Raw genomic sequence first — 12,499 nt, forward strand, 5'->3', positions numbered from 1 at the left:
CTTGTGTGATTAAACGGGCGTCCACCTGTGTGGCAACAGCGCGGTAATCTCACTCGCCCGCTGCGTCGGCAGGCGTGTAAGAACATCCTTCAAGTAAGCATACGGATCATGCCCGTTGAGCCGCACCGACTGGATCAAACTCATGATCGCCGCCGCACGTTTACCGCTGCGTAACGAGCCCGCGAACAGCCAGTTCGAGCGCCCAAGAGCCCACGGCCGGATTTGATTCTCGCACCAGTTATTATCGATGGGCACAGCACCGTCATCGAGATAGCGCGTCAGCGCTACCCAGCGTTTGAGGCTGTAATCCAGCGCCTTGGCGATGGCCGAACCCTCAGGCACAAGCTGTCTTTGGGCGATCATCCAGGTATGAAGTGCGTCGGCGATTGGCGCCGCTTTTTCCTGCCGTATTCGCTGCCGATCACTCAGCTCCAGCTCTCGGACTTCTCGTTCAACTTCGTACAATGCCGCGATGTAGTGCAGCGCTTTTTCGGCGACCTGGCTCTTGTTGGTCGCGTGCAAATCGAAGAACTTTCGGCGTGCATGGGCCATGCAGCCGATTTCTGTAACGCCCAGTTCAAAGCCTGCCTTGTAGCCGGCAAAGTCATCGCAGACCAGCTTGCCGTTCCAACTGCCCAAGAAGGCTCGGGCATGTTCGCCAGCGCGGCTCGGGCTGAAGTCGTAAACGACCGCCGCTAGGTCGGAGAACTGACTGGTGGCATAGGCCCAGACGTAAGCGCGGTGAGTTTTTTTCGCGCCAGGCGTCAGCATTTGTACCGGCGTCTCGTCGGCGTGAACGACGCCGTGCGTCAGCACGGCTTCGCGCAGCGCATCAACCAGCGGTTGAAGTTGCACGCCGCAGTTGCCCACCCACTGCGCCAAGGTCGAACGGGCGATGGGCAGCCCGGCGCGGCCAAAGATTTTCTCTTGGCGATACAGCGGCAGATGGTCGGCGAACTTGGCCACCATGATGTGGGCCAGCAGGCCTGCGGTCGGGACGCCTTTGTCGATGACGTGCGCCGGTACCGGCGCCTGGATCAGCGTTTCGCACTGTTCGCAGGCCCACTTTCCACGGATGTGGCGCTCGACGGTGAACACGCCGGGCGTGTAGTCGAGCTTTTCGCTGGCGTCTTCGCCGATGCGCTTGAGGGCGCAGCCGCACTGGCAGTGGCTGTTGTCCGGTTCGTGATGGATCAGTGTGCGAGGAAACTGCGGTGGCAGCGGTGCGCGCTTGGGTTGCTGGCGCACTTTGGCTTCGACAGGTGCCGGTTGCAGCGCCTCAAGTTCGGCTTCGATAGCGGCGATATCCGTATCGATCAAGTCGTCGAGCAGGCTGGCTTGATCCGGGCTCAACTGCTCGCTGCGCTTGGCAAATTTGAAGCGTTTGAGCAGCGCGATCTCGTGGGCCAATTTCTCGTTGACCGACTTGTGATGAGTGATTTGCTTGTCCATCGTCTCGACGCGCTGGATCAACTGCGCCGCCAAGGCACGCAATTCTTCAGGGTTTAATTGATCGAGATTCGGATGCGAAGTCATGCAGCCGATTTTGCCAGAGAGGGCTAGTGGCGGCGATAGACTGATGGGCCAATTGCGCTGGCAAGCGCACTATGGCAGACAAGTTAGAGCACCGTGATAGCTCCTCCGGAACCGACGCGTTGCCAAGGTAAGCCGAGCACCAAGGCTTGAAGTTGCTCTGCATCCAACTCGACTTCAGAGCCGTGCCGCACGCCCGGCCAAAAGAAACGTCCTTGATTCAAGCGCCGGGCTGCAAGCCAAATCCCCAAGCCATCATGCACCAGCACTTTCATGCGATTGGCACGACGGTTGGCAAACAGATAAGCACAGTGCGGCTTCGCCGCACCGAACACCGCCACGACCCGCGCCAGCGCAGTTTCAGTGCCGGCGCGCATGTCCATGGGCTCGGTGGCGAGCCAGATGGAGTCGATGCGGATCATCGCAGCAGGTCTCGCAGGAAAGCAGAACACGCCGCTGCATTTTCTGCCGGCCAACTCACCACGACTACGCCTTTTGAATGCGGCACTTCGATTCGGATCGTGGCAGGAAGGGCCTGATGCATCGGCACCGGCGGCGGTGTCTTGACCGGGATGAAGGCGGTTTGAAGTGTCAGGTTTTTCTGCGCATGCACGCGTATCCATTTATGGACGAGGTTGGCGTTGAGATTGTGGGTCAACGCGACATTGGCGATCGAGGTGTCAGGCTGAGCGCATTCGGCGATGACCTGGGCCTTGAAGGACTTTGAATAGGAACGGCGTTCTTGTGGCATAGGCGTCCGCTTAAAAAGGCTAAAAATGGTGTCCACTTAAATTTAGGTGGACACCATCGCCTCAAGCGACGGTGTTAGGAAGGTGTGTTGCCCGGACGGTTACCCGTGAATGATGTCATTGCCAGACCAGCCGAACAGGGTTTCGCCAGTTGCTGAACCGACCTGAGTCAGGCCCGTGGCAACCATACTTCGGTTTGCAAGTGGTCTTGGCGTCCAAGTGCGCCTGATTTGCATACTGGGGGTGGGTCAATTGTTTTACTGTTTTTATAATGTGTTTTTACAACTCGCCGATCCAACGGCAGCTGTCGCCTTGCCCCTACACTTGAGAACCCTGCCTCACCTCACCGATGCTACCAGCTCCCCCCAGCCATTAATCTCGCATGGCTTATCCGAATGTTTTTCAACGCCTGGGCGTGCAATTGTGAAACGCGTGACTTCGAGACGCCCATGAGTTCGCTGATCTCGGTAAAGCTTAAATGCTGGTGATAGTGACCTTGAATGACTCGCTGTTCATTCGCCGAAAGAAGCTTCACGCACGCCTCCAGCGTGTCGCTCTCACGCTCCACTTCGTAGAGGCTTAGTGGGTTGTTGTCCTTAGGCTCCGGGTCAACGATCCCAGACTCCAAGAACAACCCGAATGCCAAGCCAATTGCGACGTTCGCCACCTGCTCCAGATCGGACTCCGCTCGCCCCTCCTCCTGCAGGCCGGAAATACTCTCCAGCCGCTCCCGGTAGTAGCGACGTCGGTCGCTGACATAACAGGACAAGCCCTTGAGAACATTACCTTTTACGTAAGGTTCGGCATAGGACTGGAAACGCGTACCCAATCCCGGATTAAACCGGTCAATGGCCTGCAAAAGGCCAATCGAGGCCAGGTTCACGTAGTCCCCCCACTCAGCCAGCGGGTGCGGGTAGCGGGAATACAAAAGCCCGACAATCATCCGAAGCCATTGGCCATAAAAAAAGAACAACCGACTCCTGGCCGCCTCTGTTTTGCTGTCCAGCCAATTGCGCCACAATGCTTGTGCGTCATCCCCTTCGTTGCTGGGCTCATCCGTCACCATGGAAGGCTGCACCTTTGCCCTAGCCGAGATTGCGCATCAACGTCTGGGCAATCAGGCCCCAGCCGTCGATCAACAGAAACAGCATGATCTTCAATGGCAAAGAAATCGTGATGGGGGGCACCATGATCATCCCCAACGACATCAGAATCGACGCCACCACCAGGTCGATGATCAGAAATGGCAGAAAGATCATAAAGCCGATCTGAAAAGCCAGTTTCAGCTCACTCAACATGAATGCCGGCACCAGTTTTACCGGGGAAAGCCCTTCCGGCGCCTGCGGCAGCGGATCCTTGGCCAATTCATAAATCAGTCGCAAGTCCTCTTCGTGGGTCTGCCTGATCATGAAATCGCGGATCGGCACCCATCCTTGCAGCGCAGCGCCGTCAAGCCCTACCTTGTTCGCCAGGAATGGCTTGATGCCGGCGTCATAGGCCTTTTCCAAGGTTGGCGCCATGGCGAATAACGTCAAGAACATCGACAGTACGATCAACACGATATTTGGCGGCGTCTGTTGCAGCCCCAGTGCTTGCCTGGTCAGTGAAAACACCACGATGTTGCGTGTAAACGTGGTCAGGGCAATGACCAGAAACGGCAGGAACGACAGCGCCGTCAGCAGGGCCACAACGCTGACCGGCGACTGAATCTGATTGATGTGCAAACTTCCCCATTCAGAGAAGTCATCGGCGGCTGCCGCGAAGGGAGCAACACCGCTGAGCATCATGAACAGCAAGCGGCGAGTCATATCGAACTCTTCAAGAGCGAGCATCCAGCGCAGAGGATGAGGATTGTTCAGGCAAGAGGGTCACGGTTGCTCCGTTCGAAGATTCAGTGACCAGGACCTGCGACGTTTCGGTCTTGAGCAGATACACCTTGGTCTTGGTTGACAATCGCAAGGCGCGTACACAGTGCAACTCGGCCGGGCCAACTAACGCGCCGCCGGTGCCGGTGCCCGCTTGACGTCGCGCATACCAACGCATCGCGAGGTAGACCACCGCCAGTAGGACAGCCGTGATCAGCAACACTTTGATCATCAACATGAACGACAGCGGATCGTCCTGCCGCAAGGATAATCCGAGCGGTTGGGCTACGGTTTCAGACGTCACAATATTTCCGTCAACTGAATGCCAAAATTGTCATCGACCGCCACCAGATTTCCCCGGGCAACCGGTTTACCGTCCAGGCACAGCGACGCCGGCTCATGGACCTGCTCCAACAGCTTGACCACGTCGCCAGCCTTCAGCGCGAACAACTCATCCACGCTCATGGAGGCGTGACCGAGCTGCACCACCAATTCCACGACCACATGCTTGATCAAATTCATGTCCCGCTTGATCAGCGGGGACTGCCCGTCATTGACCGCCACCCGGGCCTCTTCCAGCTCGATTGCATCTACCGTTGCCGTCACACCAACACTCCTGATTCATTCATGGGAAATCAACTGCACGGCTACTTGTCCGTGCTGTTTGGCCAAGTAGCCACCCGCGATCACCGGGCCTTCGGCCAACTGTAGCGAGACCGGATCGGCCAGCAACGCACTGGCTCGCAAGGTGTCCCCAGGACGCAGATCTCGCATCTCACCGATGGAGAGGCTTGCCAAGGGGAGACGCACCGACAACTTCACCCGGGCGTTCCCCAGTGCGTGCTTGCGTTCGATCAAAGGCGTGCGCGCAACAGGCATCTCAAGCGCCGCATTGAACAGTGCCGCATCCAGCGACAGATGCAGCGTCGCTTGACCGACGCGCAGCTGCAGCAGTACCTGCGCGCTGAATAAACCCGAGGACGGTCGGGACGATCCGGCGGTTAAATGGGAGACGCCGCTTTGTCCTAGGGCCTCGAGTACGTCGTTGATCAGCACCAGTTGTGCTTCGCGCAGCAGATGCCTGCTGGTCTCGTCTTCAGGCACCTCATGCGCAAAGAGACCGAAGATCATCGAGGGCCAATCGCCTGCCAGGGTGATCGAGCCATTGGTTGATTTGGCACTCTGCCAGGCCAATGTCGATGCCCACTCACTTGAATCGTCCAGGGCCGAACAACTCACTTCGCAGGTGTGGCGTGCATCCGGCATGCACCACTGCTCATACCAGTGCCTGGTCACAGACGGTAATCGCTCACAGGCCATGCGCAGGCGAGTCGTGCCGACAAACCCCAACATCCTCATTGTTCAGCCCCCTCTCGTTCCGTTGTACAGCTGCTCCAGCATTTCATTGGAGACCGTCATCACCCTTGAGCTGGCCTGATACCCACGCTGGATGATCAGAATGTCTCCGAACTCCTGGGCCAGATCGACGTTGGACAACTCCAGGTAACCGCCTTGGATACGCCCAAACTGCTTCTCCCCCGCTCGGCCAAACTCGGCCTTCATAGAGGAAGGTGCGTGATAGAGCGAGTTGGCACCTGCGATCAATGCGCTCTCATCCGCGAAGTCCGCCAGCGCCAGCTGGCTTCCATCGCGTTTCTCGCCGTTGGCGTAGGTGAATTTAAGGATGCCCTGCTCATCGAATGCGAAGGTATTCAGGCCGGCGACCGCGCTACCGTCGACCACTCGCGCGCCCAGCGTATGGCTCGGTCCGCTGGCGACCTGGGAGGCCAGGTTGAAACTACCCGGTGTTCCGAAATCCAGCACAATGCTCTGGACCTTGCCATTGACCGTCAACGGAACCGATAACGTGTTGAGACCGGCAGTGGGGCTGCCATCCAAGCCGAAAGCGATGGTGCCGGTCTGCAACTGAGCGCCGCTCGCGTCGGAAACCGTGACACTCCAACTATTGGCGGGCGTCGTTTTCGGTTCGAATTTCACGCTCAGGGTATGGCTCGCACCAGTCGAGTCGAACACTTGGATAGCGTTGACCTGATGGGTCGCCTCCGTCGTACCGGTGCGAGCCAGGGCCCCTACCATCTCGACTCGGCTGGTCGCCTGCGGCGGCAAGGTGCGTTGCCCCTGGATATTGATGTCGCGCAGATTCCCGGACGAGTCGATACCGGCGATGCGTTGCTGGCTGATGGTATCGACCAGATAGCCGTCCTTATCCACCTCGAACTGCCCGGCGCGGGTGTATGACAGCGCACCCTGCTCATCGCGCAGAACAAAATAACCGGCGCCGTTGATCGCCACGTTGGTGTTATTGCCGGTCTGGCGGTTCTCACCCGGCTTGATACGTACTTGGGTACCGGCAATGCCTGAACCGAAGCTCTGGCCATCCTGCCCGTTGACGGCGCGATAAAAAGTATCGCTGCCCCTGTAGCCGGGCGTGTTCATGTTCGACACGTTATTGGAAACGTTATCCAAGCCCTTGGCGAAGGAAAACAGGCCACTCATTCCATTAAAGAAAGCTTGCAGCATCACGCCCCCTGCCTGACCAGTTTAATTTGTGACAGTCGCACGTCAGTGAGGACCGTACCGTCGGTTCGTTTGACGGACAGCACCGGCCCGGTCGACGAAAACGCAATCGCCGTGACCGAGCCAATCGCCGTTCCACCGGTGGTGATGCTGACTTCAACTTGGCGCCCCAACAGACCCAGGGACTGCGAAGTGGCATTCATGGACACCAGGTTGTCGGTGTTTTCGTTGGTGATCCGGGTCTGTTCAAGGTTGGCAAACTGCGCCATCTGCGCCAGGAACTCGCGATTGTTGATCGGTTCCAGCGGGTCCTGGAATGTCAGTTCGGTCAAGAATAACTTGATGAAGTCTTCCTGCCCCAGACGGCTCTGGGCCAACTCCGAGGTGGTGGAACTCAGCTCATTGCCGATCGCTTCAACGGCCATCGTGTTCACCTTTGTAATCGTTCGAAAGAGGCGATGCGCTCCAGACCTGCTGACCGTTGAGCGAGATCTGCTGCGGCCGTTCAGGCATCGATGAAGCACGACGAGAGAACTCGTCTATCAGCTCATCGCGTTCTTGCGCAGTGAGCCGGTAGTCTCGAATCAACAACTCGAGACCTTTACCCCGAGGCAGGAACTGAAAGTGTCGATCCGGCCATTTCCCATTCAAATAGCTCAACAGCGAGCGACCGGTGGAGTCTTCAGCCTCCTGCCACTCAATGGTAACGGGCTCGCTCCAGGGGCTATCGGGGCCTTTTGTCGGGACAGCACCGGCCATGGAGGAAATCGCCGAAGTCACCGAAAAGGCGCTGGAAGGGGCCAAATAGGCTTGCGCAGCACCGATTGAAACAACGCCGTGTACCCCCGACTCCGTCAGGAATACATCGGGCAGATAAGAAAGGTGATGCCCGGCGTGTGCTCCCAGCGCATACAGTTCAAGCGCCCCGGCAGTCAGGGACTCTGACACACCGACTGAGCGCAACTGCACGACCCGCGCCAGATCAGCCTCAGCAATGGCGGAGTGCGCGAGTCGCTGTTCCGACATCACCTGTGGGTTGCGCTGCTGACCTGTGCTTTCGTTTGATGTCGGTGATTGGTCACGCAGGCCTATTTTTCGCTCGAAATCCTTGGCCTGTGTGTCACGAGCGGGAGGACGTTGCTGATCCGCCGCCATGGCCCACAACGATGCCCCTACCTTAACGGCCATGTCCCATCCCCTGAGCTTGTTGTGCATCAAAAATATCGATGGCTTCGTATTCGCGCACCGCTTTATCCAACAGTACCTGCAGTCGATCCTTGGCCTTGTCGATCAGGTCTTCGTTCACCTTGCACTTGAGCAGTTGTGACATGGCCGAATGCGACAGGCTTCGTGCCTCAACGACGGGTTGATGCGCCGCTTCAAGCCGCTGAAAGGCGGCTGTCTGCGCCAATAAGCGTTGTTCGTGCTGGGCAGGGTCAAGCATCGCGCCAATACGCCCCAACGCCTCATGGTTCGCCTGGACACTGTCGTAGCGACCCTGCTCCCCACTCAGTCGATGCTCAGCTTGGGCCAGCTCACGACGACTGCGGTTGTAAGCGAGTTCCGCCCTTTCCCGCTGCATGGCACGCAAACGAGACGCCGCGTTCAATTGCCGCGACTTGCGCCACTCATCTTGCATCGCTCACCCCCTTGCCCAGCCGCTGGAACAACTGGTGAACCGTTTGCCAGGTGCTTGACGCAGAGAAATGTTCCTGGGGCGTTTGCTGCAATAGCGCATCGAACTCGGGTTTCAAGTCGATCATAGTGTCCAGCAGCGGCTGCGAGCCCTTTTCATAAGCGCCCAGCTCAATCAGATCAACGCTGTTCTGATAATTGCCCAGCGCCGAACGCAGGCGCTCGACCTGGGTCTTGCGCTCCTGGGTATACAGGACGCCCGCCAGCCGGCTGATGCTATGCAACACATCAATGGCCGGCCAGTGCCCACGGGCGGCCACGCTGCGGCTCAAGACAATATGCCCGTCGAGAATGGCACGCATATGGTCAGCCACGGGCTCATTCATATCGTCGCCCTCGACCAGTACGGTATAGACCCCCGTAATGGACCCTTGCCCGTCCAACGCACCGGCGCGCTCCATCAGCGGCGGCAACAGGGCAAATACCGAAGGCGTATAGCCTCGACTGCCCATGGGTTCGCCTGTGGAGAGCCCGATTTCACGCTGGGCCAGGGCAAAACGGGTGATCGAATCCATGATCAGCAGCACATGCTTGCCCTGGGCCCGGAACCATTCGGCGATCGTCGTCGCCGTGTAGGCCGCCTGGCGCCGCAGGACGGCCGGTTGCTCGGCCGCCGCGGCGATCACCACGGCCTTTTTCAAACCCTCCGGCCCCAGGCTGTCGCGAATGAAATCCCCGACCTCGCGGCCACGCTCGCCGATCAGGGCGATCACGATCACATCGGCTTGGGCATATTGGCTCATCATGCCCAGCAAGGTGCTTTTGCCCACGCCACTGCCGGCAAAGATGCCGATCCGCTGACCGCGCCCAAGCGGCGTGAACACATCGACGGCTTTGACCCCCGTGAGCAATGTGGTGTCGATCGGCGAACGGTGCAAAGGATTGATTGGCGCCACGAATCGCGGCATCCGCGTCAGGCCTTCAGGGGCCGGCAAATCATCCAGGGGGTTGCAGGTCGCATCCAGGACACGCCCCAACAGACTCGCCCCCACGGGAACCGTGTAGGGCGCTCCACGGGCATGGACTTCGCTGGCCAGGCACAAACCATCCACTGGGCCATAAGGCATCAACAAAGTGGATTCACTGCGCAAGCCAACCACTTCAGCCGCGATGGGCTCGCCACCGCGAGCCGGGTGGATGTCCACCAACTCACCCAGCCGGACATCCAGGCCAGTGGCGTGCAGCACCATGCCCTGAATCGAACTCAAACGGCCCAGGCGCCGACACAGGCGAGCCTGGGCAAGCTGCGTCAACAGTCGACTCTCACGCCCCCGCCACACGGCCATCTCCCTCGGTCAACACGGCTGCGACATTGGCCAGTTGCGTTGGCACGCCGACATCCAATTGACCGTCGCCGAAGTCGATCCGGCAGCTACCGGGGGAGGCCTGCGGATCGATCTGAAACGACGTCAATAGCGCGTCATCCGGCGCCAGCCGAAGCAACGTTTCATAATCGCCACGGGCAACACGAATCCGCATTGGACCAACCAGTTGATACTCTTCGATGGCTTGTCTCGCCAAGTCGGCAATTAACGGGCGCGTTTGGGCATGCTCGCCTAAAAAGCGTGTTACCACCGCCAGCGCGAGCCGTCCCACCGTGGGCTCCATGGCTATCATCAACTGCTTTTGTTGCGCCCCCAGGGCTTCAACCAAACGTGCAAGTTGAAGGCGTTCCGTTTCGAGGGCGGTACGCAGGGAGGCTTCTTTCTTCAACCACTGCTGCTCCTGTTGGGCCAGGGCCTCGCTCAGTTGCGTACGGGACTGCCTGCTGCCTTCCAATAGCCCCTTCTCGCGGGCCTCCCGCTCAATTTCCGCAAGCTCCAGCGCAAAGGTCTCGCGCAACGTCTGCTTCACGTCGGGTTGACGTTCTTCATTGGGCGAGGTGTTCGTTTGGACATTGGCGCCAAGCGTTGGCAGACGTCGAGTTCCCAGGTTCTGGGAAGGTTGACGCAACACCGTCGACGACAGGGGTGGCTTAGGCGTGCTCATCGCCTGCCTCCTGGGCATCCATCCGGGACTTCAAACTGTTCATCAGTGCCGGGGGCAGGATCTGCTTGGCAAATTTGCCATCCCATCGACGAATCTCGGCACTGTTGGACAAGCCACCCAAGACTTCACGGCGTGCAGCGGGCGTTTCCAATTGAAGGACCAACGCGCCCCAAAACGGATGCGTCGCTTTCGAAAGCAGGGCCTTGAGTGGTGCATTGTCGGGCGTCGGGCGAGCGGCCGATGGCGCTACCGTCAACTCGCTCATCAGCGCGGCGACAACGGCAGGATCGCTGGATAATCCCAGCAGATTGATCTCTTCCAACAGCCCCTCAACCTGGTGACGCTCCTCAGGCTCCAGCCGCGTCAGAATCCACTCACGGTCTTCGGCATGAGAACAGGCAAGGCGAATAGCCGCTTTACGAAGCGCTGAGAATTCCATGACGTTAACGCCCCTCCAACAGCCAGCGGCGCAAGTCCACCAGCAATTGCTCACGCTCGACCGATGTCAGTCGCGGCACCGTGGCAGGGACAGAAACGGACCTGCGTCGCCCCTTTGCCCACAGCAGTAATAGACCGACCGCCAAGGCAGCCATCGAGCCGACACCCAACCAGCGCGTCCATGGCAACGACAGACCTGCATCGACGGGCGCAGCCACCTGCGCGCTACTCGTCGGCATTGGCTGCACCGAGGGCTCTGCGACGGGGGGCGTCTGTGGCACGGGCATATCGGGGATATACACCATCACCAAGCGATCGCCGCGCTTGAGATCCAGCCCCAAAGCCGCTTCAAGCAATGCCTGGATATCTTTCATCTGAGCATCCGATACCGGCGTGCTGAGCACGACGCCAACGGTAATGCGTTCGATCTTGCCCGCCGCATGCTCGGTTTCAGCACGCGCCTTACCCACTTCATAATCGATTTCCCGGTTGTTCTGGGAGCGCTTGCTGGTGGACTCGCCACTGGAGTTCTCGGTGGATTCCGTACGTTTTTCACGACGCATTTTGTTCGTCAGCGGTTGCTCGCTGATGGATTTGACACGGTCAAAATTCATCAATACCCGCACCGACACATCGACGCCACGATGGCCAAGCGGGCGCGCCAGCAACTCTTCGGCCTTCAGCTTGAGCGCCTGCTCGACCTGGGCCGTCAATTGCAGGTGCTCCGGCGCCGCCGCTGCGCCATCGGCGGCACTGAGCACCTGGCCGTCTTCGTTGAGCACCGATACGCGCTCAAGCGTCATGCCCTCCACCGCCGACGACACCAATTGCTGGATACCCCTGACCCGCTGCGGCATCAACGCCCCCGCGGCACGTAGACGCACGATCACCGATGCCTTGGGCGGCTCTTCCGCCTGCTGGTAGAGGCTGGTTTTCTTGAACGTCAGGTGCACACGGGCATATTCCACTTCGGACATGCTCATGATCGTGCGCGCCAGCTCCCCTTCCATGGCTCGCTGGTAATTGATCTTCTGACTGAACTCCGACATGCCGTAGTCGGCCTTGTCGAACAACTCGAATCCCGTACCGCCCCGGGTCGGGATCCCCGCCTCAGCCAGGTACATACGGGCAGAGGCCGCATGATCGGCCAGGACTTCAATCGCACCCTGCTGCGTATTGATCCGATAGGGCACGTGACGCTGGCTCAATGTGGCCAGGATCTGGGCCTGGGACGCCTCGTCGGCGTTTTTGTACAACGCCACATATTGCGGGCGGAGCACCCACCACGCCGACGCGGCCAGCAGGCCGACAATCAGCAAGGCACCGATCAAAAAGACGCGGGTACGACCCGCCAGGAACGAGGACACCGGTTGATTCTCCATGGGTTAGATCTGCAACCGCGTGAGTTCCTGGTAGGCATCTACCAGACGGTTGCGCACTTCCACGGCCAACTGCAGCGACAGCTTCGCCTGCTCCATGGCCATGACCAGATCGTGAGGCGCAATGTTGTCGCCCAGCGCATACGCCGAGAGCATCTCGCTGGCCAGGCCGGTTTGTGCATTCAGTTGGGTGGCACCCGATTTGAGCAAATCGACAAAGTCGCTGCCCTGAGGCCCCATCGGTCCGTCCGCCATGGCAGCGGCCGGTGTAAGGTCGGAGGTCAATGCAATAGGCGCAATGGCGGCGGTCATG

The 12,499-nt window shown here is 59.2% G+C and carries 17 protein-coding genes; all 17 read right to left on the reverse strand.

Annotated elements, in window-relative coordinates:
* Positions 1-9: 9 nt before the first annotated feature.
* The 17 genes from tnpC to fliE all read right to left on the reverse strand — a co-directional run bounded on the left by tnpC (position 10) and on the right by fliE (position 12,498).
* Positions 10-1,536 (reverse strand): IS66 family transposase, encoded by a 1,527-nt coding sequence (gene tnpC, locus J3P89_RS14960; protein ID WP_434694656.1) that lies wholly within the window; start codon positions 1,534-1,536, stop codon positions 10-12.
* Positions 1,537-1,619: 83 nt separating this feature from the next.
* Positions 1,620-1,955: an IS66 family insertion sequence element accessory protein TnpB gene (gene tnpB, locus J3P89_RS14965; RefSeq protein WP_017279403.1), complete on the reverse strand. Its 336-nt coding sequence runs from the start codon at positions 1,953-1,955 to the stop codon at positions 1,620-1,622.
* Entirely contained in the window at positions 1,952-2,284 is a 333-nt protein-coding gene (tnpA, locus tag J3P89_RS14970; RefSeq protein ID WP_434694657.1) for an IS66-like element accessory protein TnpA, read from the reverse strand. The genes tnpB and tnpA overlap by 4 nt, the downstream gene beginning before the upstream one ends.
* A gap of 350 nt (positions 2,285-2,634) precedes the next feature.
* A complete protein-coding gene (locus tag J3P89_RS14975) occupies positions 2,635-3,348 on the reverse strand; it encodes a sigma-70 family RNA polymerase sigma factor (protein ID WP_434694659.1) in 714 nt (237 codons plus the stop codon).
* A gap of 19 nt (positions 3,349-3,367) precedes the next feature.
* On the reverse strand, positions 3,368-4,090 hold the full coding sequence (gene fliP, locus J3P89_RS14980; RefSeq protein ID WP_434694660.1) for a flagellar type III secretion system pore protein FliP: 723 nt from the start codon (positions 4,088-4,090) through the stop codon (positions 3,368-3,370).
* A 10-nt stretch (positions 4,091-4,100) separates the two neighbouring features.
* Positions 4,101-4,451 carry a hypothetical protein gene (locus J3P89_RS14985; RefSeq protein ID WP_434694661.1) on the reverse strand — a complete coding sequence of 117 codons (351 nt, stop codon included), beginning with the start codon at positions 4,449-4,451 and terminating at the stop codon, positions 4,101-4,103.
* Positions 4,448-4,753: a FliM/FliN family flagellar motor switch protein gene (locus tag J3P89_RS14990; protein WP_013693102.1), complete on the reverse strand. Its 306-nt coding sequence runs from the start codon at positions 4,751-4,753 to the stop codon at positions 4,448-4,450. The genes J3P89_RS14985 and J3P89_RS14990 overlap by 4 nt, the downstream gene beginning before the upstream one ends.
* Before the next feature lie 15 nt (positions 4,754-4,768).
* Positions 4,769-5,413 (reverse strand): FliM/FliN family flagellar motor switch protein, encoded by a 645-nt coding sequence (locus tag J3P89_RS14995; protein WP_434694663.1) that lies wholly within the window; start codon positions 5,411-5,413, stop codon positions 4,769-4,771.
* Between the two features lie 96 nt (positions 5,414-5,509).
* On the reverse strand, positions 5,510-6,688 hold the full coding sequence (gene flgF / locus J3P89_RS15000; RefSeq protein WP_434694664.1) for a flagellar basal-body rod protein FlgF: 1,179 nt from the start codon (positions 6,686-6,688) through the stop codon (positions 5,510-5,512).
* The gene (locus J3P89_RS15005; protein WP_013693099.1) at positions 6,688-7,110 is read right to left on the reverse strand and encodes a flagellar hook assembly protein FlgD; all 423 of its coding nucleotides are present in this window, start codon (positions 7,108-7,110) and stop codon (positions 6,688-6,690) included. Before J3P89_RS15005 ends, flgF begins: the two co-directional genes overlap by 1 nt.
* Entirely contained in the window at positions 7,100-7,873 is a 774-nt protein-coding gene (locus J3P89_RS15010; RefSeq protein ID WP_434694665.1) for a hypothetical protein, read from the reverse strand. Before J3P89_RS15010 ends, J3P89_RS15005 begins: the two co-directional genes overlap by 11 nt.
* On the reverse strand, positions 7,863-8,324 hold the full coding sequence (locus tag J3P89_RS15015; RefSeq protein ID WP_434694666.1) for a hypothetical protein: 462 nt from the start codon (positions 8,322-8,324) through the stop codon (positions 7,863-7,865). Before J3P89_RS15015 ends, J3P89_RS15010 begins: the two co-directional genes overlap by 11 nt.
* Positions 8,314-9,633, reverse strand: a complete 1,320-nt coding sequence (locus J3P89_RS15020) for a FliI/YscN family ATPase (protein ID WP_434694667.1) — start codon at positions 9,631-9,633, stop codon at positions 8,314-8,316. The genes J3P89_RS15015 and J3P89_RS15020 overlap by 11 nt, the downstream gene beginning before the upstream one ends.
* Before the next feature lie 10 nt (positions 9,634-9,643).
* The gene (locus J3P89_RS15025; RefSeq protein ID WP_434694668.1) at positions 9,644-10,369 is read right to left on the reverse strand and encodes a FliH/SctL family protein; all 726 of its coding nucleotides are present in this window, start codon (positions 10,367-10,369) and stop codon (positions 9,644-9,646) included.
* Positions 10,356-10,808 (reverse strand): hypothetical protein, encoded by a 453-nt coding sequence (locus J3P89_RS15030; RefSeq protein ID WP_434698078.1) that lies wholly within the window; start codon positions 10,806-10,808, stop codon positions 10,356-10,358. Before J3P89_RS15030 ends, J3P89_RS15025 begins: the two co-directional genes overlap by 14 nt.
* 4 nt (positions 10,809-10,812) lie before the next feature.
* Positions 10,813-12,189, reverse strand: a complete 1,377-nt coding sequence (gene fliF / locus J3P89_RS15035; RefSeq protein ID WP_434694669.1) for a flagellar basal-body MS-ring/collar protein FliF — start codon at positions 12,187-12,189, stop codon at positions 10,813-10,815.
* 3 nt (positions 12,190-12,192) lie between these two features.
* Positions 12,193-12,498, reverse strand: a complete 306-nt coding sequence (gene fliE, locus J3P89_RS15040; RefSeq protein WP_434694670.1) for a flagellar hook-basal body complex protein FliE — start codon at positions 12,496-12,498, stop codon at positions 12,193-12,195.
* Position 12,499: the final 1 nt, after the last annotated feature.

Source organism: Pseudomonas sp. Z1-14 (genome assembly GCF_051132005.1).
Classification (GTDB): Bacteria; Pseudomonadota; Gammaproteobacteria; order Pseudomonadales; family Pseudomonadaceae; genus Aquipseudomonas.

Bases quoted from the DNA above. Each gene is read 5' to 3' on its own strand.
- tnpC (WP_434694656.1), bottom strand. From the start codon at position 1,536: ATGACTTCGCATCCGAATCTCGATCAATTAAACCCTGAAGAATTGCGT.
- tnpB (WP_017279403.1), bottom strand. From the start codon at position 1,955: ATGATCCGCATCGACTCCATCTGGCTCGCCACCGAGCCCATGGACATG.
- tnpA (WP_434694657.1), bottom strand. From the start codon at position 2,284: ATGCCACAAGAACGCCGTTCCTATTCAAAGTCCTTCAAGGCCCAGGTC.
- J3P89_RS14975 (WP_434694659.1), bottom strand. From the start codon at position 3,348: ATGGTGACGGATGAGCCCAGCAACGAAGGGGATGACGCACAAGCATTG.
- fliP (WP_434694660.1), bottom strand. From the start codon at position 4,090: ATGACTCGCCGCTTGCTGTTCATGATGCTCAGCGGTGTTGCTCCCTTC.
- J3P89_RS14995 (WP_434694663.1), bottom strand. From the start codon at position 5,413: ATGCCGGATGCACGCCACACCTGCGAAGTGAGTTGTTCGGCCCTGGAC.
- flgF (WP_434694664.1), bottom strand. From the start codon at position 6,688: ATGCTGCAAGCTTTCTTTAATGGAATGAGTGGCCTGTTTTCCTTCGCC.
- J3P89_RS15005 (WP_013693099.1), bottom strand. From the start codon at position 7,110: ATGGCCGTTGAAGCGATCGGCAATGAGCTGAGTTCCACCACCTCGGAG.
- J3P89_RS15010 (WP_434694665.1), bottom strand. From the start codon at position 7,873: ATGGCCGTTAAGGTAGGGGCATCGTTGTGGGCCATGGCGGCGGATCAG.
- J3P89_RS15015 (WP_434694666.1), bottom strand. From the start codon at position 8,324: ATGCAAGATGAGTGGCGCAAGTCGCGGCAATTGAACGCGGCGTCTCGT.
- J3P89_RS15025 (WP_434694668.1), bottom strand. From the start codon at position 10,369: ATGAGCACGCCTAAGCCACCCCTGTCGTCGACGGTGTTGCGTCAACCT.
- J3P89_RS15030 (WP_434698078.1), bottom strand. From the start codon at position 10,808: ATGGAATTCTCAGCGCTTCGTAAAGCGGCTATTCGCCTTGCCTGTTCT.
- fliF (WP_434694669.1), bottom strand. From the start codon at position 12,189: ATGGAGAATCAACCGGTGTCCTCGTTCCTGGCGGGTCGTACCCGCGTC.
- fliE (WP_434694670.1), bottom strand. From the start codon at position 12,498: ATGACCGCCGCCATTGCGCCTATTGCATTGACCTCCGACCTTACACCG.